General features: G+C 40.3%; 17 protein-coding genes. 5 read left to right on the top strand and 12 right to left on the bottom strand.

The window, feature by feature from the left end:
• Positions 1-2: 2 nt before the first annotated feature.
• From FA048_RS06655 to FA048_RS06635, 5 genes are all read right to left on the bottom strand, one after another.
• Entirely contained in the window at positions 3-1,640 is a 1,638-nt protein-coding gene (locus FA048_RS06655; RefSeq protein WP_136839467.1) for a sialidase family protein, read from the bottom strand.
• A gap of 2 nt (positions 1,641-1,642) precedes the next feature.
• A complete protein-coding gene (locus FA048_RS06650; RefSeq protein ID WP_136839466.1) occupies positions 1,643-2,830 on the bottom strand; it encodes a sialidase family protein in 1,188 nt (395 codons plus the stop codon).
• Positions 2,820-4,262, bottom strand: a complete 1,443-nt coding sequence (locus FA048_RS06645) for a RagB/SusD family nutrient uptake outer membrane protein (protein ID WP_136839465.1) — start codon at positions 4,260-4,262, stop codon at positions 2,820-2,822. Before FA048_RS06645 ends, FA048_RS06650 begins: the two co-directional genes overlap by 11 nt.
• Positions 4,263-4,286: 24 nt before the next feature.
• Positions 4,287-7,526: a SusC/RagA family TonB-linked outer membrane protein gene (locus FA048_RS06640; protein WP_136839464.1), complete on the bottom strand. Its 3,240-nt coding sequence runs from the start codon at positions 7,524-7,526 to the stop codon at positions 4,287-4,289.
• Between the two features lie 176 nt (positions 7,527-7,702).
• Positions 7,703-8,407 carry a FadR/GntR family transcriptional regulator gene (locus tag FA048_RS06635; RefSeq protein ID WP_225872497.1) on the bottom strand — a complete coding sequence of 235 codons (705 nt, stop codon included), beginning with the start codon at positions 8,405-8,407 and terminating at the stop codon, positions 7,703-7,705.
• A gap of 231 nt (positions 8,408-8,638) precedes the next feature.
• On the opposite strand from FA048_RS06635, the gene FA048_RS06630 reads away from it, so the two are divergent.
• From FA048_RS06630 to FA048_RS06615, 4 genes are all read left to right on the top strand, one after another.
• A complete protein-coding gene (locus FA048_RS06630) occupies positions 8,639-8,893 on the top strand; it encodes a hypothetical protein (RefSeq protein ID WP_136839463.1) in 255 nt (84 codons plus the stop codon).
• Positions 8,894-8,919: 26 nt separating this feature from the next.
• On the top strand, positions 8,920-9,504 hold the full coding sequence (locus tag FA048_RS06625; RefSeq protein WP_136839462.1) for a PRC-barrel domain-containing protein: 585 nt from the start codon (positions 8,920-8,922) through the stop codon (positions 9,502-9,504).
• A 2-nt stretch (positions 9,505-9,506) separates the two neighbouring features.
• Positions 9,507-9,971 (top strand): DUF892 family protein, encoded by a 465-nt coding sequence (locus tag FA048_RS06620; RefSeq protein ID WP_136839461.1) that lies wholly within the window; start codon positions 9,507-9,509, stop codon positions 9,969-9,971.
• Positions 9,972-10,075: 104 nt separating this feature from the next.
• Entirely contained in the window at positions 10,076-12,313 is a 2,238-nt protein-coding gene (locus tag FA048_RS06615) for an ATP-binding protein (RefSeq protein ID WP_136839460.1), read from the top strand.
• 29 nt (positions 12,314-12,342) lie between these two features.
• On the opposite strand, the gene FA048_RS06610 is transcribed toward FA048_RS06615, so the two are convergent.
• Both FA048_RS06610 and FA048_RS06605 read right to left on the bottom strand, forming a co-directional pair.
• The gene (locus FA048_RS06610; protein WP_136839459.1) at positions 12,343-12,891 is read right to left on the bottom strand and encodes a biliverdin-producing heme oxygenase; all 549 of its coding nucleotides are present in this window, start codon (positions 12,889-12,891) and stop codon (positions 12,343-12,345) included.
• 54 nt (positions 12,892-12,945) lie between these two features.
• Positions 12,946-15,678: a PAS domain-containing sensor histidine kinase gene (locus FA048_RS06605; RefSeq protein WP_136839458.1), complete on the bottom strand. Its 2,733-nt coding sequence runs from the start codon at positions 15,676-15,678 to the stop codon at positions 12,946-12,948.
• A gap of 547 nt (positions 15,679-16,225) precedes the next feature.
• Between FA048_RS06605 and FA048_RS06600 the strand changes: the two genes are divergently transcribed.
• Complete coding sequence (locus FA048_RS06600) at positions 16,226-17,359, top strand: PAS domain-containing sensor histidine kinase (protein WP_169306823.1); 1,134 nt, start codon at positions 16,226-16,228, stop codon at positions 17,357-17,359.
• 134 nt (positions 17,360-17,493) lie between these two features.
• Here FA048_RS06600 and FA048_RS06595 read toward each other — a convergent pair whose 3' ends face one another.
• The 5 genes from FA048_RS06595 to FA048_RS06575 form a co-directional block, all read right to left on the bottom strand.
• Positions 17,494-19,719 (bottom strand): GH92 family glycosyl hydrolase, encoded by a 2,226-nt coding sequence (locus FA048_RS06595; RefSeq protein ID WP_136839456.1) that lies wholly within the window; start codon positions 19,717-19,719, stop codon positions 17,494-17,496.
• A gap of 92 nt (positions 19,720-19,811) precedes the next feature.
• A complete protein-coding gene (locus FA048_RS06590; protein WP_136839455.1) occupies positions 19,812-20,969 on the bottom strand; it encodes a glycoside hydrolase family 76 protein in 1,158 nt (385 codons plus the stop codon).
• 40 nt (positions 20,970-21,009) lie between these two features.
• Positions 21,010-22,149, bottom strand: a complete 1,140-nt coding sequence (locus tag FA048_RS06585; RefSeq protein WP_136839454.1) for a SusE domain-containing protein — start codon at positions 22,147-22,149, stop codon at positions 21,010-21,012.
• A 23-nt stretch (positions 22,150-22,172) separates the two neighbouring features.
• On the bottom strand, positions 22,173-23,792 hold the full coding sequence (locus FA048_RS06580) for a RagB/SusD family nutrient uptake outer membrane protein (protein ID WP_136839453.1): 1,620 nt from the start codon (positions 23,790-23,792) through the stop codon (positions 22,173-22,175).
• Between the two features lie 10 nt (positions 23,793-23,802).
• The gene (locus tag FA048_RS06575; protein ID WP_136839452.1) at positions 23,803-26,877 is read right to left on the bottom strand and encodes a SusC/RagA family TonB-linked outer membrane protein; all 3,075 of its coding nucleotides are present in this window, start codon (positions 26,875-26,877) and stop codon (positions 23,803-23,805) included.
• Positions 26,878-26,881 lie beyond the last annotated feature (4 nt).

The raw sequence follows: 26,881 nt of genomic DNA, 5'->3' as shown, positions 1-26,881 counted from the left end.
TATTATAGCAAATCTTTTAATTTAACCGTTTGAAAGACAAGATCTGCCTGACTGCTTTCATACAAAACCCCAATTGTTTGTTCATCCACGCTTGTTATACAAGAATATCCGCGACCCTTCCATTCATCAAATAGTACTTTTCGTTCCCATGATTTGCCATCATCACTACTCATTTTTAGCATAATGTAATTTCTAGCAATCTTTGAATCTGGATTACAGAAAAGCAATATTGATTTTTTCACTTTACCAATTGAATAATCATGGCGTAAAATACTAGCCATGCAGGTTGGTTCTTGTAAAGCTTTATGTGAAGTTGGATGGATTGTCCAGGTTTTACCTAAATCTTTGGTTACTGCTATTGCTCGTCCATTATTTATACTGGTATCAGTACGATTCGAATTTGCTCTCATGTTTAGCATAACTGAACCATCCGATAATTCAACAGCCATGTTTTCTGTTGTCGATTCGTCTGTAGCCGCTGCACTGGTTTGCCAAGTTACTCCATGATCTTTGCTGTAGGTAATATTTGAAAAAGGCTTACCTGTTGCATCTCTTCCCTGCGTTGGAAAAACCAGCGTACCATCCTTTAAAGTAATACCTGCACCAGGTGCAGGTGCCCAGAGCCACCATTCTTCTTTTTTACACATTTTGGTAATGTTCAATGGTTTGCTCCAGGTTTTTCCATTGTCAGAACTTTTGGTAATCATAAATTGTGATGTTTGTTTAACATCAAAACCTGGTTGTGATCCCCTATCTCGCCATTGGTGGTTCCAATCGGTACTCTGTTCATTCAAACCTTCAACCCATTTACCATCTTTATTGATTACGCCATACATCCAAAGGCCTGCTACAAATATGTCTCCCGTATTTTTATCTACCAGAATACAAGCATCAGAAACACCATTAAATTTTTCTGGAAGTCCGCCCCATGCACCCATATCAAGCACAACTTGCATAGGAAGCCAGGTTTTGCCTTTATCGATACTTTTTGATAAACCAATATCAATATCTCCTTGCAAATCACCTCCTTTGGTTCTTCGAGCATCATAAACTGCTAGTAAGCTTCCATCTTTTGCTGTTGCGATGCCTGGAATGCGGTGTGTATGCACATTTTCCTGATTATGTTGACGTAAAGCCACAGCAACATACTGGCTAATTGGCGTAACTGGTTGACGAACATTGATTTTTTTGTCGCCTAAAATAACCGTACTTACTGTTAAGTTAATTCGATGCTGAAGATCTGCCTTGTCTTTAAGTTTTAATGTAAGCCAGAAAAAATGCTGCCCTGATTTTAAAGGTTTATTGAATTTGAGTAGCAATTCTTTAGACTTACTCACATTAACCTTTGCTATTGGAATCAATTTTTCCAATTTAGCTGTTGTGATAAATGCCGAATCCTGATCAAGTGAAAAAAGTTGAACTTCATCTATATCTGTTCCATTGATAGGAACATTTATCGCAAGCCCACTTAAAGGTTTATCCTTGTTAACATTTATAGCCAAACGTAACACCGGATTTAAATCTTTTCCAATTAAAAGAGGTAATTGATATTTCTGTTGAGAAATATGGTCCTGTGCATTTACCGATACAAAAAACAGCATCGAACACAATAAAAACAATATTTTGATTTGATTTACCATAGTTACTTGATTTCTGAAACATTTACACTCCTAAAGGCAATTCCATCAGAAAACCTTGATACTCCTGCCTCATACAATATACCAATTTCATTATTCTCAATCATTACTAGATCTGAATAAGCCGCCATACCCGTGAATACCGAATAAGCTTTTGGCCAAGTGACACCATTATCAGTGCTCATCTTTATAGTCATATTCGTTCGTGTAATACTTGATGGATTGGAAAAGAAAAGTGTATGCTGGGCACCAACAGTTCCCGAAACCAGACTTCCTTGGCAAACAGGATCTACAAGCCCAAGCGCATCTACAGGTACCGACCACGTAATCCCTCCATCTGTACTTACACTCTTCATTCTTAAGTTGTTATTACCTGATACTCTCATGTTTAACATTAAGTTACCATCTGCAAGTTCTGCAACTGTACTTTCGTTAGGGTTAACTGAAATCGGTGGTGTTACTCCTCCTAATCTCCAAGTATTGCCATTGTCATCTGAATAAATCACATGTGAATACCCTTTTCTTCCAGCGCCTTTTTCAATATTATCACATGGGATTACAAGTCTTCCTTTGAAAGTACCCTTACTAATTTGAATACCATGACATGGTCCAGTAGCATACCAACCCCAAGCTGCAAGTTTTACATCAGTGGTAATTTCTATTGGCGCGACCCAACTTACACCATCATCTACAGATGAAGTTTTATAAACTCTTCTGGTGTCTTTACTTGTACCGTTATTTATTGTAGAAATATCGTCAGTCCCTAAATTCCAGGTCATGAGCAGGTGTATTTTACCTGTTGCTTCATCTACAACAGGTGCAGGATTGCCGCAGGTATTTTCTCCATCGGTCCAAATTACGCTCAATGCACTCCAAGTCTTGCCTTTATCAGTAGAGCGTTTTACCACCATATCAATATCTCCTTCATCACCGCAATTGTTTTTTCTTGCTTCTGCAAAAGCCAATAAAGTACCTTGTTTGGTTTTAATGATGGCAGGAATACGGAAACAATAATAACCACCTTCATTTGATTTATAGATATGATTGTAACTGGTATTCCCTGTTGTTGGAGCAGGTGCCGGCTTAGGTTCTGCAATAGGTCCAGTTTCTTTACCACAGCTTGAAAATATAATTAACGTTACTGCGATCAGGCAACTGATCGATTGAAATTTATATGTTTGTTTAGTTCGCATAGCCTTCTGTCTGTTTTAAGTTCGGATTTAAGAAAATCTGGGTATTGGGAATTGGGGAGAACAACGGAATTGATTTACCTAAAAGGTTAGGCACTTCATTGTACACATTGATGGTTCCACCAAAATGAAACCTTACCAGATCTGGCCAGCGTTTCAGTTCAAGCCAGAATTCTCTCGCACGCTCGTTAAGTAGTTCTTTTTCGAAAGAAATTTTGTCCATAGGCCCGTTGTATGGTCCGATGCCAGCCCTTCCTCTTACCTTATCGAGTTCGGTTTTTGCTTCTGGAATTCTGTTCAAGGCAGCCAAGGCCTCAGCTTTGAACAAAATCATTTCGGCGGCACGATAAAGTACAATCTCATTTTCGTAATAGCGGTCATCAGGATATAATGTACCTCTAAATTTGTTATCGAATACCCCAGTAATATTATTCGAGGCATCAACCGCAGCAATAAATGAATTTGCTTTTCTTACATCATTTGAAGCAAAAAGACTCTGAATTTTTGCACTTGGCGCATAAACACTACGTGCCCCATTTTTTGAGAATGGCAACTGTGCAACATTTGTTGCCGCGGCAACAAAAATATCTCTAGGTTTTAATCTACTGCCATACTGGTCAGATTTCTCATCACGTAGGAAATAAAAGGCAAAGATAATTTCCGCATTTTTACGGTTATCGGTAGCATGTACCTTACTAAAATCACTTATAATAGAAACTCCAGCTCCTAGTGCCAAGTCTGCTGCAGCAATTGCTCCTTCGAGATCAGCGTTAGTACCAGAAAGCACCTTATTCTTCCATAACAATACATCTGCTTTTAAAGCATTAGCAGCAGGCTTAGAAACCTTGTTTTTATTTACAAAACCATTTTCAGGGAAGTTTTTGAGTGACTGCTCAATATCAGAAAGAATCAGTGCCATTACCTCAGTTGCAGGCGAACGAGCAGGAAGTTCAGTTTCAGCACTTTCTGTTGGTTGCAGTACGATAGGCACGTTCCCCCAGGTTCTAATCAGCGAAAAATAAGTGTGTGCCCTAATGAAATAAGCTTGTGCTAACGCCCTGTTAATATTGGCCGCCGTACCCGTAGTTATAGTTGGCGCATATTTGATTACCAAATTGCAATGGTGGATCAGGTTATAAAAATTGATCCAGTTTGGTGCGTTTAAACTGGTTAAGTTTTGTGCCCAAGCTGTACTTGTAGCTCCTTCTAAACCAAGCACAAAAACATCACTCCTATCTTCAAAATATAAAGTTGTGTTCATCAGATTTCTGAAATCGGCATTGATTCCGGTCATATATCCTGTTACATCACCTTCAGCTTTCCAATATGACTCATTGGTGATGCTTGATACTGGTGGTGCATCTAGTAATTTTTTACAGCTTGCGAAGCTAACTAGACAGCAGATAGCGGTATATATATATAGTTGCTTTCTCATTGTATATTTCTTTAACATCATGATTTAAAATGTAAGTGTTGCTCCAAAATTATATTGTCTCGGACGAGGATAAGATCCCTGATCATTACCAGTAAAAATCTCTGGCATTAAACCATCATACTTGGTGATATAGCCAATATTGTATACTCCAGCATAAAGATTCACTCCAGCAATATGTACTTTTCTTAAAAAATCTGCCTGCAATCTGTAACTCAAGGAAACCTCTCTAAAGGCAAGGAAGTCTCCTTTTGAATGATAGGCTGAATTCGCTGTAATATATCCAGAAGATGATGCTAGGCCATTACCACCTCTAAGGTGATTTCTATAATTGTAATCGGCATCACTCTGAACAGTATATTTTGGAATACTGGCATTATCACCTTGATTCTTCCAGATCTTATCACTCATTACATCACTTAGGGTCATATTGTTATTTCTAGCACTACCTAATGATCGTCCCCTAAAAGAGTTGTCTATTACATGGCCCACTGCAAAATCTGCAACAACACGCATAGAAAGCCCTTTGTAAGTAAAGGTATTTACGATACCACCAGTTCTATCTGGTCTGATGTAACCCATAAAAACCATGTCTCTTGCATCTATAATCCCATTTGCATCAACATCTTCCCAAATAGCATCACCACCCTTTTTAACACGATTGTTTGCTTCTACATCTTTTGGTGCATTTGCTGCATCTGCATCGGTAGCATAAACACCTATCATGTTGTAAGCCCACCTGCCACCGTATCTTTCTCCTTCTGCTGTACCGCCTACTTTTACATAATCATTTAAGTTTTTATCGAACACGATGTTTCCACCAATTCTATTTTTAAGCTCTCCGTTTTCTGGAAGATCAATAATTATTGATTTGTTAAATGATAGGGTAAGATTTATATCCCAAGAGAAGTTTTTAGTTTTGATTGCTTTACCAGCGATTTCAAAGTCAAAACCGGCAGACTGAATTGTTCCGAAGTTACTGGTTATAGAACTGAAACCTGAGGTAGCATCTAAGGGTTTGCTAAATATCCTATCGGAAGTTCTTTTATTGTAGTAGTCTACCAAAAAAGTAACCCTGTCTTTAAACAAACCAATATCTGCACCTACATCAAATGAAGTTGTAGTTTCCCAAATTAGGTCTTTGTTGGCAAGTCGTGTATTTAAAATACCAACCTCACCTAGGTAGGTATTACCTATACTATATTGGCCTTGAGTATCAAAGATTGACAGCTCATTTTGCCCCGCCTGACCCCAACTTGAACGCAATTTAAAGGTTGACACATATTTTTTAATCGGGTCAAAGAATTTTTCATTGTGCACGTTCCATCCTGCAGAAACACCTGGAAACAATGCCCATTTGTTTTCAGAAGTGAATTTAGACGAACCATCTTGTCTTAAACTTGCAGAGAAAAGATATTTGCGGTCATAATCATAATTCACCCTCCCAAAAAAGCTTAATACGATATCAGAGCTGATATCTGAACTACTACGTTGGGTTAATAGTGAAGTAGCATTTACTGTTCTGATGTTATCAGTTGGAGCTCCGTATCCAGATGCATTAACTCCGTAGTTATAATTATTGATGTAACTGGTACCAAGAACCGAACTCGTATGGTGCTTGCTGCCAAAATCCTTTACATAATTAAGCACTCCATCTACCTGTGCCTGCCTGATAAAAGTATGTTCTGAGGCTGCATTTCTATTGATGTTTACCTCATTGTAAGCTTCAAAGGAATTGGTAAGACCTTCGGTAGTAAACCAATATACTGCTGGTTTAAAACTTAGACCAGGAAGGATATCCCAAGTTGCTCCTAAGTTAAAAGTAGATCGATAAACTTTATTATCGCTATACTGATCACGGTAATAGATTTCGTGCTGCCTATTCCTAAATGAAGCAACCCCTTCTCCAGGTGCTGGCAATCCGTTTTCATAAGTATCACGATAGGTGAAAGGCATGGTTACTGACCTAGAAAGTACATTCTGAATGTTGCCAATGCCATTACTCTGACGAAGCAAATAGTTGATATTTGTATTCAACGACCATTTATCGCTAAGTTTATAAGTTCCGTTGATTAAAAAATTATAGTTTTTGTAATCCGTTCCAGATACAATACCGGTTTGATTAAGATGCCCTAAGCTAATGTAATAGGTAGATTTTTCTGTTCCGCCACTTACGTTAAAATCATATTCATTTCTACGTGCGTTTTGAAAAGTCTCATTTTGATAATTGGTTTCCTTAAACAATAATTTTTTACCTGTGACAGGGTCGGTCATTGTAGTCCATCCTTGGTTATCTATCAAATTGCTAACATAATCTTTGCCATAATTTGTGATATAGGTATCTAAAAACTCTAAGGTATTCTTACTATTTCTTGGATTTCCTGTAGACATGCCATAGGTACCATTGGATAAGAATTGTGTAGGATTACTAGTATTGAACTTTTGTGTATTTAACCTACTCACATAGATATAATCTGCTGCACTTGTAAAATCATACTCATTCCCCTGCTCTTCAAATCCGGTGGTATATCTAAAGTTAATACTAGGTTTAGTATTGAGCTTTCCAGATTTTGTTTTGATGATAATTACACCATTAGCAGCCCTTGCACCATAAATTGCAGTTGATGCTGCATCTTTAAGTACTTGCATAGATTCGATATCATCTGCATTGATATCACTGATATTTCTCATGCTACCCACAATACCATCTACAATAAATAATGGAGAATCTCCTTCTGGCGAAGTAGAAGCTCCACCCCTAATAAATATTTGCGGATTTGCACCAGGCTGACCACTTGAAACTTGAAGAGAAAGTCCGGCAACTTTACCCTGCAACTGGTTAAGCGGATTAGCTGCTGGAGCATTTTCGAATTCTTTTGCACCAATCCTGGTAATTGAATTGGTAACCGTAGCTCTTGATTGCTCTCCATAACCAACTACTACCACTTCGGTAAGACTGTTCACATTGTCTTCCAATGCTACATCTAGGGTTGTCTGTCCGTTAATTTCAACTTCTTTGTTTTGAGTTCCAATATAAGTAAATACCAAAGTTCCCTTGCCACCAGGAACACTGATTGAAAATTTACCGTTTACATCAGTAACCGCAACAACATTTGTTCCTTTGAGTTTTACACCTACTCCAGGCAGTGTCTCTTTTTCCTTACCAGATTTTACAACTCCAGAAACTAAAACAGGATTTTGCGCTAGAGATTCAAGTGCAAAAAGACATAACATGGCCAACAGCCAAATCGTAATTTTTTTGTTCATAACAGTTTAATATAATTGGTATTTAGTCTTTATGTAGGACATATCAAATGTGGGAAGTATTTTTTAAAAATCCAAATAAATTTTCTGTAACAAATTAATTATCAATGTCAATAGTGCAAAAAAAGCCCGAGAACAATGTCCACGGGCAATAATTTAACTTAATGATTAAAGTAATTTTATGTAAGGCGATTGAAATGCGGTTGCAGATGGGCCTGCATACCCTTCTTGAAATCCTCTACTGTTCCTGTCTTTAATATTTCTACCAGATCTAGGTGACTAACGAGTCCACGGGTAGGTTTCTGTTCTAGGGTAACCACGTAGTCGAAGATTGGTAAAAGCATAATCTGAAATCTTTTTAAGGTATCGTTACCCGACATCTCATACAATTTGCCATGAAAAGCGATCTCATTTTTGATTCGGAAGGAATGATCATGGTTGATTTCCTTTTTGGCGATATTTTCCAGTTCTCGTATATCTTTGTCCGTTTTCCTGATGTAGAGCAATTCGGCAATTCCCATTTCTAGTACAAGCCTGAGTTCAAATATATCTTGCAGGGTACTGTTGTCTATAATTAGTGGATCAAGAACTCGTTCAAAGGTGCCCAGGATATCGGGTCTGGCCAAAACCATTCCTCTTTTTTTTTTGGTCTCAATCATCCCTAACATACGCAGTCGGCTCAACGCTTCCCTCAATACATTTCTGCTTACACCCAAGGCCTCTGCGAGTTCAAGCTCCTTTGGAAGGGCATCACCAGGCTTAAAGGATTTCTTTTTCAGGTACTCTCGTAGCCTTACTTCGACCAAATCTGCCATGGTATTGGAAATGATCGGTGATAGATCCTTACTTAAATCATTAATATCCATAAATCTAATATCGTTCAAAAATGAGATTTTTCATCAATATGTAGTACAAATAAAATATAAAAAAGTGAAAGATAAAATTTCGGCCAGCAGTCTCTAAAGAATCAAGTTTTAATTGTATTTACCTAGTCCCACAATATCAGGTGTTTATAAGAATGAACAGAACATTAAAGCAAAAAAATATTTTTCCTTTAGGCTTTGCAAAAACAAACATTAAAAAAAACTGTTTTTACTGCTCACAACAATATAAACATGATTAGGCCAAGACTGGAACGCTACAGGAAACATTTCTTAAACCATTTTGAAGATTATATCATTGCAGCAGAATTTGACGCTGGGCAGAACCTAATCGTTTATGCTACTCCTTATCAGAATTTCGACGAAATTATTATGGAAATTTGCGAAGGACTTGTTGATACTGTAGATTTCCCGGATCACCTTTTTCTTTACCTCTATTCGTTTGGCAACAATGAGTACATCAAAATTGCCATCAACCCAATCAATTAAAGACCAACACTAGAAATAAATCAATCATGGAAAACAACACTTACAGCTATTTACAATCACTTCAACAAAGCGACATCCCAAATCCAAAACAGGACGTAATCGGATGGGAAGTAAAAAATGAGGCTGGGGCCTTCCTTGGAAAAGTGACAGACCTACTCTATGATACACAGGCGATGACTGTGCGATACCTGGTTATCGACCTCACTGCTAACGGCATGAACCTGGAAGATAAAAAAGTCATGATTCCAGTAGGTATTGCAAGCCTTCATCCAAATGATGATGAAATTATCCTTCCAAACCTCCATATCGATCAATTTACTGCCCTTCCAGCATATAACAAAGATGAAATTGGGTCTAATACCGAACAATATATTCGAAACGTAATTGGAAGTCCAGCTGCATTAAGGTTAGAAGAAACCATAGCAGAATTTGACCAGCAGCAGTTTTATGCCCATCATCATTTCGATGATAGCAAATTTTATAAAAGGAATAAAACCGAAGAAACCATTGGTGAAAGTGGGATGCGCATACCTCCTAACGAAGGCAATAAAATTGATGAAAAGCCAAACCAAAATAACGGGCATCTAGACGGCAATCATTCGCCCAATTAGCCATGGAAGGAAAGGAAAATTTGAACAATATACTTAGTGAAGCCATAGGATCTCAAATGGAATTCAATAAAGTTTGCGCAAAGACTTACAACAAATTATCAAAGGCGGCACAGGTACCAGAACTTGCGAAGGCACTAGATCCGGAGCAGACAGGGATTGACAACCATATTGGCAGGTTAAAATTGCTAACAAAACTACTCGGTGGCAGTGCAGGCAAACAAAGCCTAATATTCACCTTTAATCCGCTCAAGCTTTCTAAAAATAAAGCCAATGAACAGGATATTCAAATTATTCAAACTGCCCTTCAATTACTCGCAATTCAAAATATCCAGTATGACTTTATCCTTAAGCTAATTCAATTGTTACAATTAGCGCATGCTCCAGAACTTATAGAACAGTGCATGAGCGAAAACCAAGATACTCAGGTCTGGATCAGCAGAACACGCTCCCATCTACTTCAACCCTGAAGAAATTATCATTACCAAACCAAAACCCTACAAATATCCATACTCCCAGAAGGAGTAAGGCAAATATTCACATATAATTTATCCTATCTTTCTTTTTTTTGACAATGATGATGAGTGGGATTACACTAGAAAATTGCGATACCGAACCGATACACATTCCGGGCACCATCCAGAGCCACGGATTTTTAATTACCGTAGATAGCACCTATAAAATTGCCCATTGTAGCGAGAATATTGAAGCTTTTACTGGTCTAAAAGCTGCAGACTTATTGGGCAAATCTATAGCAGACATAACCCTAACCTGCTCAGCAGATTATGACCTTGAGGCCATCCTCCGTTTTGCCAATTTAAGCGATGGTGGCGGTAACCCGCACGTATTCCAAAAGGAAATTAGCGGCAGCAACTATAACATCATCATCAACCGACACAAGGGGTTTTACCTGATCGATTTTGAGCCATCTTCATCAGCGCTCCAACAGAACTTGCAGAGTTCAATCGGCCGCTCGCTTTCAGAGATCCTAGCAGACAAAAAACTTGAGAACCTGCTCTCCAATGCGGCCAACCAAATCAAAAAGATCATCAATTATGATAGGGTTATGGTGTATAAGTTTCACGAAGATGGCCATGGTGAAGTGGTAGCAGAAGCTAAGATCGACAGCATCGAAACCTGGATGGGCCTACATTATCCTGCCTCAGACATTCCAAAACAAGCACGTGATCTTTATAAGATCAATTTGGTAAGGCTCATAGCAGATGTGCACACCACACCCTCACCCATTTTAACCTTAGCAAAGGATGGAAAGGCAGAGCCACTTGATTTAACCTTTAGCAACCTAAGGGCGGTATCGCCAATTCATATCCAGTACCTAAAGAACATGGGTGTAGCTTCCAGCTTCAGCGTCTCGGTAATGGACCAAGACAAGCTATGGGGACTAATCGCCTGCCATAACTATACTCCAAAGTTCATTAACTTTTCTGAGCGCGAAAGTGCCAAACTTATTGGACAGGTACTATCTTCAGCTATCAGTTTTCGCGAACAGGAAGAAGAGCAGCTCTACTCCAATCAGCATCGTCAATGCATAGAGACCATTACCCGCCATTTGCTAAGAAACAGCACTATTGAAGAGGCATTATTTAACATAGACTGTTCACTAAACGAAGTTATTGACTGCACAGGTGCAGCGCTTTACTATGATGGCAAACTACAGACTTCGGGTATCGTTCCAGAGGAAAGTTTTATCGAAAAGCTTATTGATTGGCTTGACGAAAAGACCTATACTGATGGTTACTTTATGACTACTAATCTTACCTTAGCCTATCCAAAAGCAGCCGAATACAGAAAATCTGCTAGCGGACTCCTTGCCTGCAGGCTCGGAAAAGACCTAAGAGAATATATGCTCTGGTTTCGACCAGAAGTGGTTAGCACTATTAAATGGGCAGGCAATCCCGAAAAAATCATTTCTACAGATGAAAGTGGAATAGCAAGGATCTCGCCTAGAAACTCCTTCAACGAATGGTCACAGCAGGTTGAACTCACTGCCATCCCATGGAAGATGTATGAGCTGAGTGCTGTACTTTCCCTTCGAGATGAGGTGAACTATTCGATTAATCGTAAAGCTACCGAACTTCGCGTAGTTAATGAAAAACTTCGTCAGGCCTATGCTGAACTTGATACTTTCAGCTATACCATTTCCCATGACCTCAAAAACCCGCTTGCTACCATCAAATCGTACGCCCAGTTAATCCAAAGAGGAATGCCAGCAGAAAAGATCAGCCATGTGGCAGGAAGAATAGAAGTTGGCGCCAACAAGATGCAACAAATGATTGATGAGGTACTCGAATATTCTAAAGTAGGACAATCCAAGGTTCAAGGGAGGCCTGTTAATATGGCAGCGATATTAGAAGAGCTAAAAAATGATCTACTTGTTGCAGCGAACAATCCCAACTTAAAAATTGAGATTGAGCAAACTCCAGAAATCTATGGCGATGAACTGATGATTATGCAGGTGTTTTCGAATATCGCAGGAAACGCAGTCAAATATTCGGCACAAAATCTAAATCCAAAAGTTAATATATCTGGAACTGCCACTGATGATAAAGTGGTCTATTCAATTTCTGATAACGGGATTGGCATTCCAAAGAAAGAACATGGAAGTATCTTTGAGCTGTTTTCAAGGGCATCAGGCAGTAAGGACTTTGAAGGAACGGGTGTTGGCCTAGCCATTGTTAAGCGTATTCTAGAAAAACATAATGGGGAAATCTGGCTAGACAGCATAGAAGGTCAAGGTTCTGTATTTTTCGTGAGTTTTGGCAGATTAGAAAAACCAAACCGGCCTAACTAACAAGCCATTTCTTACAAGCTTGTAGTAACCTAAAATACTTTTTGAAAATTGGCAAATGTCTCCTTTGCAGTAAAGATCGCTTGCTGTTGTGCTAAAGGATCAGAAAGCGAATTCAAGGCGGTAACAAATTCCTTCCAGCGTTCGCCTGTCGCTGCACCATAGCCCGAAAAGAAAGAAACTCCATTAACAATACCAAGTCTTGCCAGCATTTTTACAATGTATGGTCCGCCAAGCACTGACCCCTCTATTACGTACATTGCACCCATTGCTTGGGCTAGATTATTAATTTCAGGCACTACTACAGCAGGCAAATTATCCAAATTTCCACCAAGTTCGGTAATATCCCTAGCGATAAAACTGGAATCCCTTCTTGAAGAAAGATCGATTAAGCCTGTTATTGAAATATTTGGTACACATACCGCTTCAACCGCACTAAAATAGGCATAAAAGTTTCGAAGCAATTGCGCATAATCAGCATCCGAGCGGATCTGCTTTAAATGTGAAATTACCAATTGTTCTAACTGCTGATGTTCTGGAGTTGTATTTTCTTTTATTGCTGCGCTCAATGCGTTTTCCATGGTTCTAAAGATGCTAATTCCTCAAGCTTAAAACAAAAAATCTACCACCCAAACTTACAAAGCGCTGCTAACCACCAGTGGAATATTGAAATAAAATGTAGAGCCCTTACCAAATTCACTCTCCACCCATATCTTCCCGCCATGGCGATGGATAATCTCAGCACTTAAATACAGCCCTATTCCAAATCCAGAAATATTGATATTATCCTCTACACGATAAAAGCGTTCGAACACTTTCTCTAAATCCTTTTCTCTTAAACCTTGCCCCTGATCGCTCACAGTTACCTGTGCCATGTCACCAAAAATCCCACAGCTTACCTTTACCTCTGATCCACTAGGGGAATACTTAACAGCATTGCTAAGGAAATTCGACAACACGCTACTAATCTTGTCCTGATCGGCAAAGACAGGGAGTTGCTCGCAAGGAATAAAGGAAATATTCGCACTTGATTCCAATTGGCTAGTATCCTCCAGAGTTTCTAAAATCAGCTCGTTGAGGTTAAAATGTGATTTTTCTAAAACAATCTTACCTGACTCTAACCTCGAAATATTAAGGAAGCCATTGATCATTCCCGACATCTTCTTTACCTGCTTTAAGGCGCTCCCTGTAGTACCCATCAAAAACTTGTCCTCCACCTTTTTTGCATTCCGTTCCATCAGCTGCAGGTAACCATTGAGCGAAGTCAATGGCGTTTTAAGCTCATGGGAAACCATCCCGATAAAGTCATTCTTTCTCATTTCGTCCATCTTTCGCTCGGTAATCTCATGCAGTACCCCAGTAAAATAACTGTCTACCCCGTTATTCTGGTGTTGCACGGTACCAATAGCCCTTACCCAACGGATCTTGCCATCATGGAAACCGACCACTGGGTATTCGGTATCAAACCTAATCCCATTAACAATAGAATCCTCGATCTTGCTAGCAATAATCTCCCGATAATCCTCATGTATCTGTTCGATGGCAACCTCATAGGGAACTTCATCATCAGGTAAATAGCCAAAAAACTCCTTAAATTTGGGCGAGGCAATAAAGGTCCGATCTGTTACACTAATCTGGAAAGAGCCCAGTTCTGCAGCATCTATCGCAAGACGAAGGGACTCCTCAGCACGTTCGATATTTTTAACTGCAAGGTAGGATTCGGTAATTTCCATCACTACACCTGTAAAGGCCGAAAAACCTCCAGAAGGGTCCTCTTTTAAGTTACCAACTGCCCGTAACCAGCGTAGCACTCCATCATGAAACCCAACTACTGGATAGGTTACGTCGTAATTCCCGCCCACTGTAATAGCAGCTTCGAGCTTCTCTGAAACATAGTTTTGATATTCGGGGGTAATCTGACCTATCGCATCAGCAATTGAAACTTGATCAAAAGGATAAAAACCAAAAAGTTCTTTTAGCCGGTCTGAAGTTACAAATTCTCTAGTCTCGGAATGAATCCACCAAGTCCCGAAATTGGCCGCCTCGATGGCAAGTCGCATGGCAGTTTCTGCCGCCTCAACCTTATGTCTAGACTGTACTAGTTCGGTCACATCAGTTGCGGTAATCAAAATATGGTCAACTATTCCATCCTCGCCAGTAATTGGCTGATAGACAAAACTCAAGAACCACTCCCTTCCTTCGAGCACGGCATATTCCTCTTTCCCTATGTAGGCAACCCCGGTAGTGAACACTTGGTCTAGGAGCTCTAGAAAACCTTGACCGATAAGTTCTGGTATAGCCTCTACAAGGGGCTTTCCAACTACGCTATCACTCTTCCCCCAAATCTCCAATATTTTGGCATTAGCAGTTTCAATTATCATTCCCCTACCTTGCACCAAGGCAATAGCTACTGGTGCATTGGCAATGAGGTAGCGCAGCTTAGTTTCGCTTCTGCTCAGCTTCTCCAGTGCCCCGCCAAGCATATCCCTTGCATTTATGAGGTCTTCATTGCCCGCTAATAACTCTTCATTGGTTGCAGCCATCTCCTCGTTGATCGTGGCTAAATCATCAGAAAGTTGCTGCTTTTCTAATTCAATAAGCTTTCGCTCAGTTACATCCCTAGTTACCCCAGAAACGGCCACCACTTTTCCAGCCGAATCAAAAACAGGGGTTAAGATATAATCATAAATTCTTTTTCCAAGTACAGCGTGTGGAAAAGCAACCTCTCCTCGTACCCTTTCTCCTGTGGCAACAATATGGTCTATCTCCTGCTCATGCATTTTTGCATGCCAAGGCTCATATCCATTTTCAAGCAGGCCTTTACCTACTGCATCTTCCCAACTTTTTCCCCACATTTCTAGCAAAGCCTTGTTCACATAGGAAAAGGTATAATCCAATTCGAACACATAAACTAGGTCGGGGGTGTTTGAAGTTACGGTTTCGTAAACCTGTTTTTGTCTGACCTCCTCATTCATTGCCGCTTGGAGTCTTTCTTCTGCCTCCTTACGCAAGGAGATATCGCTTGCAGCCCCGAACCATTCCAAAATCTCTCCATCGGTGCCAAGAATCGGTATCGCCCTTGACATGGTCCATCCTGTAGAGCCATCTGCTCTAACCACCCGGTGCTCTAGCTCAAACATGGATTTAGAAGCGATGGCCTTATAAATTGCGTTGTTGACCATTTCCATATCTAAAGGATATACATTTATGTTTCTCCACCCTCTGATTGGTTGCGAAGAGCTCTTCAAAAACCCACGTCCATCTAGCTCGTACATCACTTCCCAGTCAGCACTGAGTCTATAAACCACATCCGAAGTTGCGCTTACAAGCGCCCTGAAACGCTCATCGTTTGCCGCTTGTTCGTTCATATATATAATAGGATAATACTGTTATAAGCATAGCTAAATTAATTACAAGCCCCTTAAATTCAAAACAGCAAACAGAACAAATAATGCCTTTTCTATTTTGATATAGGGATTATATTCCACGTACAACAGTCATGTACCATAAATAGTTTTATCCTCAACAATCAAATTACAAAGAATTTGGAATAGCTTACCAACACCTGCCGTCGACCAAACTGACAAAAATTCAAATGATTTTTGTCGGCTCATCTCTCGATGTTTCTTATTTATAGAATAAATGGAAAACCGAAAGCACTTCTTGTAGAAATAGAATTAAGAACACTAAAATACATAAGGTATACACCAATAGCAGCACTAACAATTAGCTTTTCTTAAGTAAAAAGACCAAGGCTAAAGAAAATAAAAACCATTCCAGTCTAAAACTGTTAACATGGTACCGACAAAGCCAATCAAATCAGACTGTTTTTTTTTACAAAAATAACCTGACTAACTTATCGTCCATAGCGGACAAAGCTACCGAGTTTTTAGGATGATTATAAAACCAAAACCAGTGGAAGATAGATCTTTTCAGCAAATCCAGCAGGAATTAGCGCAGTGCAAGGCCCGTGTAAACGAACTGTCGCTTCTCAATGAAGAGCTGACCGATTTCATCGAAAATGCCGCCATTCCCTTGCACTGGGTGAATGGCAAGGGCATCATCACTTGGGCCAATCAAGCCGAACTTACTGCTCTTGGCTATGAAAAGCAGGAATACATTGGCCAGCCCATCGCCAAATTCCATGCCGACCAAAGCACGATCGAAGATATCCTGACAAGGCTGATCAATAACGAGACCCTGCACAACTACAGCGCGAGGCTGAAATGCAAGGATGGAAGCATCAAACACGTGCTGATCAGTTCAAACGTGCTCAGAAAAGAGGAAAAATTCATCCATACCCGCTGCTTTACCAGGGACATTACCGCAATGGTGCTGGAAGAACAACGCAAGAACGATTTTGTAGCCATGGTTAGCCATGAGTTGAAAACACCCTTGACCTCTATCCTAGGTTACCTGCAGGTTATGCTTTCAAAAACGAAAAATTCCGGCGATCCCTTTATCAGTATGGCCTTGGCCAAAACTGAAAACCAGGCTAAGAGTATGATCAGGATGATCGAAGACTTCCTCAACCTCTCTAGGCTCGAAGTGGCTAAAATAGAACTCAACCTAGAAACCTTCCAATTGCATATCCTACTACAAGAGGTGATACAGGAAATCCAGCTCATCAGCCACAGCCACAACATCAACCTTATCCATAACGGCCCTATAACGATAGTGGCCGATCGTGCCAAGATATACCAGGTAATGGTCAATCTGATTAACAATGCCATTAAATACTCTCCTCCCCAGAGCAGCATAACCATCGGCTACCAACTGCACGGAACAGCAGTGAAAATTTACGTGACCGATCATGGCATAGGAATCGGTGAGGCGGACCAGAAGCAACTATTTGAACGCTTCTACCGCGTACAGAGCCAGCAAACCAAGCATACCGTTGGATTTGGCATTGGCCTATACCTTGTGGCCGAAATCCTTCGTTACCACAAATCCAAGATCGAAGTTAAAAGTTCCCCTGAAATGGGATCCACATTCCACTTTCTGCTGCCCATCAATGAAGAGCAAAGCCCAGCTCAGCAATCCCAATAACCAAAAGATAAACGAAACCATATAAATTCAAAAAGAAATACTCTTGGTTCTATGGTATATAATAAAAGTATAAACTTATTTGATGCTGTTGAAACACACCTCAAAGCAACTCCATTTTACAAATGCTCAAGACCTTATTTTGTGACCACTTCTATCGTACCACCGTTCTTGAATAAATCGTGTGATATAAAATAACCATTAATCAATTTGCCGTCTACTTTAATAGCGGTGATTCCTCTTCCACCTCCAGGTTTCTTGATCGTTAAAGTTTTACCACTACTTGTGCTCCATTTCACTTCCTCAAAGAGCGGTGCTGTGACCAAGTACTCGGGGTCGGTTGCCGAAAAAGTGTACAGGCCCAATGCAGTAAGCACATACCAGGCCGACATTTCGCCTGCATCATCCATTCCAGATAGCGCTAGGCCTTTATCACCAATACCATAGAGGTTGTTTAGGATATTGTCCAGTACCTTTTGTGTTTTTTCAGGTTTCCCAATAAAAGTGTAGGCAAATGGCGCTTCGTGATCAGGTTGATTGCCATGGCAGTATTGCCCTATAAAGGTCTCTACGTTTCTTGCGATATGCTTGGGGTTCCATGGCAGTGTAAATAAAGAATCCAGTTTGGATTCGAAACCAGCAGGACCACCATATAATTCAATAAGTCCCTTCATGTCATGTGGTGCAAAAAAAGACACCTGCCATGCATTAGCCTCTCGGTACATATATTCATAATATGGATATTGAGGATCAAAAGGTTTAATCCACTCACCATTTTCCAATTTTCCTCTCATAAATCTGGTAGCTGGGTCGAACATATTTTTATAGTTTTTAGACCGCGCCATCAGTATCTTGTAATTGGCTGTATCGCCAAGTTTTATAGCCATCTGCGCAAGAGAATAATCATCGTAAGCATACTCCAAAGTTTTGGAAACCCCTGCTTTTGCTTTTGTTTCCACCTCAGGATTGCGAATGTCTGGATCGGAGATAAATCCCTTTGTTATATATTCTGCCAAGTGCGGACGTGCCCCTGGTGATACATTTGCATTTCTTAACAAAATAGCATAAGTACCCTTTACATCAAAATTATCTATACCCCTGAGGTAAGCTCCTGCGATAGAAGAAGCGCCATGATCCCCATGAAAAAAAGTTGGAATAAAACCAGTCTTATCCCCTACATCTTTCATAGACTTAATTACATCAAGTGCTACTTTGGGTGATATTAGGCCAAGTAACACATCTTTATTACGGTAGGTATCCCAAAGTGAGGGTTCTGTATAGTAATTAAAATCTGTGGATTTGGTGCGGTTCCTTTTGGCATCTATGTATTCTCCATTAATGTCGCTACGCAATGCAGGCCAAAGCAATGAGCGATATAAGCTAGAGTACAACAGCTGTTTTTGTTTTTCCGTGCCTCCTTTTAGCTCAATTTTAGAAAGAATCTCATCCCATGTCTGTGTAGCCTCTTGGCGTACCAACTCAAATGTTTTATGGCCAATTTCCTGTTCCAAGTTCTCCCTTGCATTTTCTGTACTTACATAAGAAAGACCTATCTTAACTTCTACAGCCCCTTTATTTGTAGCTGATAACTTCACACGAGCATAACCACCAGCTTTGTCTTCACCTGTTTTTTCTAGCGAGACAATGTCTGTATTTAATATCGCATAAAAGTAAACGCGTTCGCCAGGGAGCTGGCTTCCCTTCAATACGTTTTTGCCCACTTGTTCTATCTCCCAATTAGAAATCCTATTGTTAGCCCTGCCCAGATCGAATATAATTTGCCTGCCAGTATTGTGGGCAAATTCGTATCTGTGAAATCCACTTCTCAAAGTAGAAGTAAGACTTACTTTTACTTTATAATTTTCAAGGTATACTTGGTAAAAGCCTGGCGCAGCATTTTCCATCTTGTGGGAAAATTTCGAACCGAATTCCTTAGGATTGCGGCCCTTGCCTTCTATGGTGTTGTTAGAATTTTCAATTGCAGCTTTAGCAGCTTCAATTCCTCCTTCCCATATGGGCATAATTGGAATGTTGCACAAATTCCAGTGCCCTTTATTTGTATGGGCAAAACCATAAATGATATCGTCTTCATATTCATATCCTGCACCAGAACCATATTCTGTTATAGGACTTAATTGTACCATTGCATTTGGCATCGAACTGCCTGGGAAGGTTAGCCCAGCCCAAGACCTCCATCCTTTCGGCAGCTCATAGCCAAGAATTTTTGGATCATTAAGGGGAGCGGTACCTATAAAAGTGTTTACATATTTCCCATAGCCCTTAGTCTGCTGCGCTTTACTAACAGAAACCGAAGCAAACACTAATAAGACCACAGTTAGTATGCATTTAAATTTGCTCGTCATTTGATTGGATAATGGTGTAGCGTAAATTTTAATTATTACTTGAGACTATTGTGGTTCCACTTGGAACAGCATTTGCCCAAAGCGGAAACGGTTTAAAATAATTTCAGTGCATTCAGTGTACTAGCAGCCTCGAGCATCATCATACCGCTCAGTTGGGTGGTTAAATCAGCACTAGCACTTGGTTTGCTCTTCCAATCGGAATTGATGCTAAGTGCAGGCCTTGCTATACCCTGTGTATACAATGTTTGCGCATTGAATTTCAGGAAAGTTACCAGTGCATCCTTATCGGTTTTATAAAGTACTGGTTCTTGTACCAATAGGGTAAAATACCTCACCAAAATTCCCTTAAATAATCCTCCATCGCCCTGACCTTCATTTTTCAGTAAACCACCTGGAGAGAGTGATAAGTTCTTCATGGTTGCGTTCGCTGTTCTCATAGCATCATTTAAATACGCAATCTCTCCTGTTGCCTTGTACAATTCTAGCCCGGCCCCAACAAAAACGCCTTGGTTATAGGTATATAAGTTCTTATCTATCTCACCATTTTGATTGGCATTAACACCATCCCATGCAATTCCTGAAGCAGGATCGATGAGTTTTCCTTTCAACCAGGTGTAAAGCTCTTTTGCAATCTGCAGATCTGCAGCATCTTTTTCCAATTGGTATAGCCTGGCTGCAAAGATTATTGCTGGCGCATTAGCAGGTGTGTTCTTGTAATAAAGTTGGGTTTTACGCCACGCAATCCCATCGCCCTGAATATTATTACGCCCGGTTTTGATGTCTGTCCACAAAACCTTTGCTGCATTTAAAAAATTAACATCACCTGTGGTCTGATATGCCCTCAAAGTGGAAAGAGATAGCCATTCCATGTCGTCATAAAAATTATTCGACAAAGTATTGCCATTGGTTTCCCTAATCCCAGCCAACAAGCTCACCATTCTTTGTTTATAAACGTCATTTTTGGTTCGCACAAAGCCATCGTTAAGCACATCCATCACGTGTGCATTTGGCCAATAGTTGAAGACCGTGCTCCCAGCATTGTCAGCTTTATAATACTTGCCATTTGCCGATAGATAAGAGCTGGTAAGTTTATCTTGTAATGAATCTGCTGTTAAACTCCAGTTGTAGTTTACAGTTACCACTTCCTTGCCCGGGTAAAGTGGGAAGGATTCGTCTTTTAAACAAGAACTCAACAAAGTAATGGCGCTTGCAACACCAAACAACACTATTCCTATTTTAGTATTTTTCATCTGTTTATAATTTTGTTTTCATTTGTGATGAAGCTATTAATTATTTAACGGTTACCGAATGGGTGTAATTTGATACTGTAGAACTGAAATTAACAATAATATCGCAGTTCTTATTGTCGGCCGCAGTAGCAAATTTATAAGTGTTATCCCATTGACTATTATCTACTGGAAGTAAGTAAAAATAAGATGCTGGCGAATTTGCATCAGCGCGCTGGTTGTCTCTGTTAGAACTGCCAAAATTCTCGACACCAGGCGTACCCGCTGCATTAACTGTACTTAAGCGAAATTTATAACGTTCGTCCCTACCCCAGCTCTCTTGCCTAAAGACCACTGGTGCATTGGCTATCTTCCAGATTCCTCCACCCGTATACGGCAAAACATGCATGATGTTGTTATTTGGAGCAAACCAAAGGCCAACTGAGGTAATCTCCGTATAGGTTGCTACCACATTCTCAAAATCTAGCCTAATTCGATAGACTTTTGTAGCTCCAGTAACTGTTACCTCTCCCCCCTCTACCAAGTTCCCATTGGCAATTGAGTAGGCTTTGGCATTTGCACTGTTACCTCCCATAAAGCGATAAGTTCCTGCCTTTAGTGAGGTATAAATTTCGAAGCTTGCCACACCAGTTTTTTTGAAACGCAAAGCAGTGGCTAAATCAGCACCACCCTCTGTTGCTGTACCCGTTAAATATAAATCTGCAGGTATTTCGGCAAATCCCAATGGTCGCTCCACCTCAATCAATCTTGATACGGATTCTTTAACCACGTTCACCCCTTTTGATGCCCAAACTGTCCATTTCAATTTTCCCTTACCCAAAGCTTGAATACCAGCCTTGTTGGCTATTTTATTTAAATCTGCGTCTGAAATAGTTAATTTAGTACGCTGCCCTTTTTCATCTGAAACCATAGAGAACAATGGATTTGAGAAATCACCTGTTTCCTTGTCGAAAACCACTTCGTACAATACTAATCCACCGTCTTCAGCACGGGCTTGTTGCCATTCAAATACCTGGGTTCCAGCTTTTGGGTCCAGTTTAATGTACTTGTTATTGTCTGGCCCATAAAGGATAGCAACTGGTGCCACATTCGTATTAATTTCTTTGTCCTTTTTGCAGGAAAAGGTTAATCCAGTTAAGCTTATTACCATAAGCATCAACATATTACCGTAAATTCTTTTCATTTTTTTTATAGCTAAGTTTTTCGTTAGTTGTATCCAGGATTTTGTGTAAGGTTCGAGTTAATCGCTCTCTCATCTCGAGGGATTGGCCACAAGTAATTCCTTGCCGGGTCAAACACACGTTGGTTGGCACGGATGTAACCATTATCGATAGAAGGCGGACCGAATTTCGCACCATGGGCAAAGCCATTCAAAACGGTTTCAGCAGTACGCCATCTTCTAATGTCAAAAATTCGCAGCCCTTCCATGGCCAATTCGCTTCTACGCTCGTTGCGAATCAAAGTTCTCATCGGGCCTTGAGCCAAAGATGGAAAGTTAAGTGCTGCAGGATCTGTAAAGCCAGCCCTTGTGCGCAATGGTTTTATAGTTTGGTCCCAAACAGCCGAAGTTAACTGTGAAAGCTCATTTTTTGCCTCTGCATACATGAGCAATACGTCTGCATACCTGATCAGAATTAAATTCAGACCCGACTGGAAATTGTTAGCTGAATTAGGATCATAATATTTGCGCAGATAATAGCCTGTTGGAGATGTTACCGAACCTGGTGCATACTCGTCTAACTTTGTAGCTTGATTTGGATCAGAACCTGGTTTGATATAAATCGTCTGCAGGGAGTTATCAGGCTTTTTCCATTTGAACAAATGGTATACCACCGTGTTTGAGAGACGAGGATCCCTGTTAACATATGGATCAGCTTCTACATAACCCGAACCAGTTTCTCCAATGGCCTTACCATTCAGCATCACATAATTATCAACCAGTTCTTGGGTTGGTGCAAAATTGTTCAAACGGGCACCTACAGATATCGGTGCATAATCGAAGAAATTACTATAGGTACGTAGTAAGGGTACGTACTGCATATCAAAAATTACTTCACTATTGTTTTCATTTTGTGGTAAAAACAACCCTTCATACGAAGGAAAAAGACTGTATGTATTTGCGCTCATGATCTGTTCGCAAGTGGTTGCTAATTCCTGCCATCTGCTATCATAAAGCAAAACACGAGCTTTCATCCCCAGCGCAGCACCTTTGGTTATTCGACCTTTGTCTACATCTGCATAAGATACTGGTAGTATTGCTGAAACTGCATCTAGTTCACTTAAAACAAATGCCAATACTTCCGACCTAGATGAACGAGAAATTGTTTTGGATTCTTCGATTGTTAAATCTTTTTGAAATAAAGGAACATCTCCAAACCAGGTAGTCAATTGAAAAAATTGGAATGCTCTAATGAAACGAGCCTCAGCTTTCATTCGTTCACGAAGATTAGGATCCATGTTGGGAACCTTTTCTATATTCTCTAATATGATATGGACAGTTTTTATGGCCCCATATCTGCGACCCCATTCATCTTTAAAGCGTTGAAGTGATGGATCGTAGGTGCCTGCTGCAATCGAAGCTGCACCTTCTGCATCGCCGCGTCCATTATATGCATTATCTGAAAATGCTTCATTCAGGAAGAAGCTATTGTTGTCGAACATTTGGGCGTATGCAGTATTCAAAACACTTGCCGCCTTTGCAGGCGTTGTCCAATAATTTAGGTCTGTAAAAGTATTTACTGGTGCCAAATCTAGCTTCTTGCAACCGAAAACGACAAACAGTGTGCTAAGCACCATGATTTTATTGATTATTTTTATATTTTTCATATTGCACGAATTAAAAAGTTACATCAAGTCCAAATCCGATATAAACTGGGGTTGGATATGACCTGCCACTATTTGCTCCACCACTTTGTAGATTGCTATTAAACTCTGTAGCCTCTGGATCCAAGAAACCTAGCTTTGACAAGGTCAACAGGTTAGTACCAGAAAAATAAGCCCTACATTTTTGCATTCCCAGCTTTTTTGAAGTAGCTGTAGGTAAGGTATATCCCAGCTGAACGTTTTTAAGGCGTGCATAAGCAGCGTTAAACAAGTACAGATCGGAGCCACGTCTGAAATTATTGGTATTAGACGCACTTCCATTTGCAGATAGACGCGGATAAGCTGCGTTCGGATTGGTAGGAGTCCAGTAATCCAAGTTGTTTTTGTAAGCTGTTTGGCCATAATTAAAGTGGAATGGCTCGATGAGTTCTCCCCTCACAAAAGCGCTCCTGCGTCCCACACCTTGAATGAAGATACCTAAATCGAAGCCTTTGACCTGCAAGTTGTAATTAATACCGAACGTATATCTTGGAAATGGATTTCCCAGCACATACCTGTCTCGGTCATCAATCACATTGTCTCCGTTCACATCAACAAACCTAATGTCGCCTGGGCCAACATTTAAACCTGCTGGCTTAGGACCCACGGCTGCTTCTTCAAGTGTCTGAAAATAACCATCTCGTTTGAGGCCAACATAAGAATGAAATGGCAGGCCAACCTGGGTGATATAAGTCATCTCATCTGAATTATTGAATTGAGTACCACCATCAATTTTCAACACCTTGTTTTTACTATCGGCAAGGTTAAGGCCAATGGTATGCTTTAAAACTTTACCATCTATTCTATAGTTGATACTGGCATCCCAACCTTCATTTCTCATCTCGCCCGCATTGTAAGTTGGCAAACCAGAACCGAAAGCACCAGGAACGATTGGTGGGATCAGGATATCGCTGGTTTTTTTATTGAAATAATCTAAAGAAACTGTTAACGTATTTTTAAAGAATGAGGCATCCACCCCTATGTTAAGCGTAGCTGCTTTTTCCCAACGTAAATTATTGTTGGCAAAATTAATTCCCGTTCCATTTACGGCAGTATTGTTAAATCCGTAGGCATTGTTATAAAAAAAGTAGGTCGTTTGGTATTGGTAGTTGCCAACATTTTGATTACCCAAGATTCCATAGGAGCCCCTAATTTTCAAATTACCGATCTTATTCCTGTAATTTTCCATAAACGCCTCCTGGCTGATACGGTAACCTACAGAGAAAGATGGAAAGAATGCCGACCTATTTTGTTGTGAGAATTTAGACGAGGCATCCAACCTAAAACTAAACTCGCCATAATAGATATCATTATAGGAGTAGTTTGCGCGGCCTAAAATTGAATTTAAGCTGGTCTCATTTGTACGTTGGTTACTGTTTGCAGAATTGGGGTCGATAATTGTTTCTGTAACTGGAGTACCCAACTCAGGATCGGTGAACTTGCGGTAGATGGCATTGCTCTCACTTTTATACGATTCGTTCGTAACACCCACCAACGCGGAGACGATGTGTTTTTGGTTAAACGTTTTACTAAACTCTGCCAAGAGTTGGGTATTGATCAGGAGATCCTTAAAATTATCGTCATTGGTATTTCTATCTGCACCCGACACACCACTTGGGAAGTAGTCTACCCGCAGTGTTCTTGCATGCTGATGATTGGCGTTTAAGGTACCACCAACAACTCCTCTCAATTTTAAAAAGTCTATAATCCTAAATTCTGCATTCAAGTTTCCGAATAAGTTGTCGTTGTTGTATTTGCGATATCCTCCAGCTTCTAACTGGCCGAGAGGATTAAACTCACTTAACACATCGTTAGTTAAATACCTGCCCTGCTCATCTTTGAGTTTGTAGTACAAAGGGACACGGCTTGCATCCACGATCAATGTAGAGGTGTTGGACGAATGATCAAAAATGTTAGATTTGGCGTAGGCCAAGATGCTTGTCAGCTTTAAACGTCCATATTCATTAGTCATATTTAAACGGAAATTGTACCTTTTCAGGCCAAAGTTCTGACCAACCAAGTTGCTTCTTTGGTCCAAAAATCCGGCAGAGACCAAATAAGATGAATTCTCTGAACCACCAGAAAGACTGATGCTATGGTTTTGCTGTAGGGCATCTTTCAAAATCCCATCCAAGAAATACTCTGTGTCTCCCTGTTGTTGGAAGTTCCTGATTTGTTCTGGACTATAAATAGGTAGCTGGCCTGCATTTACGTTCGCTTCATTGCGTAAAATTGCATTCTGGTAACCAGCTACTGGCTCCCAGAAAACCTTCGGCGTTTGCACACCCACTAAGCCATTGTAATTAATACGGCTTTTAGAATTTTTACTTCCTTTTTTAGTGGTTATTAATAATACGCCGTTTGCAGACCTAGATCCGTAGATTGCGGCAGCTCCAGCATCCTTCAATACGGATATACTCTCCACATCATTAGGATTCAGCAAATTGATGTCTCCACCAACTAGCCCGTCAATAACAACCAGTGGCGAATTGTCACCCATGGTGCTCACTCCCCTGATGTTAATATTTAAAGGCTGTCCTGGTTCATTACTACGCTGTTGGATGGTTAGGTTTGGAGAAACACCTTGCAAAGCTGTGATAAGATTAGGAGCGGGTTTCCCCTCAATAGCTGCACTCGTAATCTGATCTACTGCACCCACAACGCTAAGCCTTCGTTGGGTTCCGTAACCTACAACTACGATTTCATTTAGGTTATTTTGAGCCGGAACCATTTTTACATCAATGGTTTGTGAACCATTATAGGCTTTCTCTTGAGTGATGTAACCTAGGAAAGAAAACTCAAGCATACCAGTATTTGCGGCCGGGGTTAGCACATACTTTCCATCACTACCCGTGGTGGTACCTTGCGTAGTACCCCTTACCTTTATGCTTATTCCTGGCACGGGCAGGTTCTGTTCGTCCACCACGCTACCTTGTATACGTGTGGATTGGGCATAACCTTGAACTGAAACACCTATCAATAAAATAATAGACAGGTACCTCAAGGTTGCCTTAATTGACAAATTGTTTACATGGGCAAAAACTCTCATACGG

This window comes from Pedobacter polaris (assembly GCF_005116505.1).
Classification (GTDB): domain Bacteria; phylum Bacteroidota; class Bacteroidia; order Sphingobacteriales; family Sphingobacteriaceae; genus Pedobacter; species Pedobacter polaris.
This window is presented reverse-complemented; position numbering and strand designations above follow the sequence as displayed.

What these genes read in the sequence shown, in the direction of transcription:
- FA048_RS06655 (WP_136839467.1), bottom strand. Translation starts at nt 1,640, where the DNA reads ATGGTAAATCAAATCAAAATATTGTTTTTATTGTGTTCGATGCTGTTT.
- FA048_RS06650 (WP_136839466.1), bottom strand. Translation starts at nt 2,830, where the DNA reads ATGCGAACTAAACAAACATATAAATTTCAATCGATCAGTTGCCTGATC.
- FA048_RS06645 (WP_136839465.1), bottom strand. Translation starts at nt 4,262, where the DNA reads ATGAGAAAGCAACTATATATATATACCGCTATCTGCTGTCTAGTTAGC.
- FA048_RS06640 (WP_136839464.1), bottom strand. Translation starts at nt 7,526, where the DNA reads ATGAACAAAAAAATTACGATTTGGCTGTTGGCCATGTTATGTCTTTTT.
- FA048_RS06630 (WP_136839463.1), top strand. Translation starts at nt 8,639, where the DNA reads ATGATTAGGCCAAGACTGGAACGCTACAGGAAACATTTCTTAAACCAT.
- FA048_RS06625 (WP_136839462.1), top strand. Translation starts at nt 8,920, where the DNA reads ATGGAAAACAACACTTACAGCTATTTACAATCACTTCAACAAAGCGAC.
- FA048_RS06620 (WP_136839461.1), top strand. Translation starts at nt 9,507, where the DNA reads ATGGAAGGAAAGGAAAATTTGAACAATATACTTAGTGAAGCCATAGGA.
- FA048_RS06615 (WP_136839460.1), top strand. Translation starts at nt 10,076, where the DNA reads ATGATGATGAGTGGGATTACACTAGAAAATTGCGATACCGAACCGATA.
- FA048_RS06610 (WP_136839459.1), bottom strand. Translation starts at nt 12,891, where the DNA reads ATGGAAAACGCATTGAGCGCAGCAATAAAAGAAAATACAACTCCAGAA.
- FA048_RS06605 (WP_136839458.1), bottom strand. Translation starts at nt 15,678, where the DNA reads ATGAACGAACAAGCGGCAAACGATGAGCGTTTCAGGGCGCTTGTAAGC.
- FA048_RS06595 (WP_136839456.1), bottom strand. Translation starts at nt 19,719, where the DNA reads ATGACGAGCAAATTTAAATGCATACTAACTGTGGTCTTATTAGTGTTT.
- FA048_RS06590 (WP_136839455.1), bottom strand. Translation starts at nt 20,969, where the DNA reads ATGAAAAATACTAAAATAGGAATAGTGTTGTTTGGTGTTGCAAGCGCC.
- FA048_RS06585 (WP_136839454.1), bottom strand. Translation starts at nt 22,149, where the DNA reads ATGAAAAGAATTTACGGTAATATGTTGATGCTTATGGTAATAAGCTTA.
- FA048_RS06580 (WP_136839453.1), bottom strand. Translation starts at nt 23,792, where the DNA reads ATGAAAAATATAAAAATAATCAATAAAATCATGGTGCTTAGCACACTG.
- FA048_RS06575 (WP_136839452.1), bottom strand. Translation starts at nt 26,877, where the DNA reads ATGAGAGTTTTTGCCCATGTAAACAATTTGTCAATTAAGGCAACCTTG.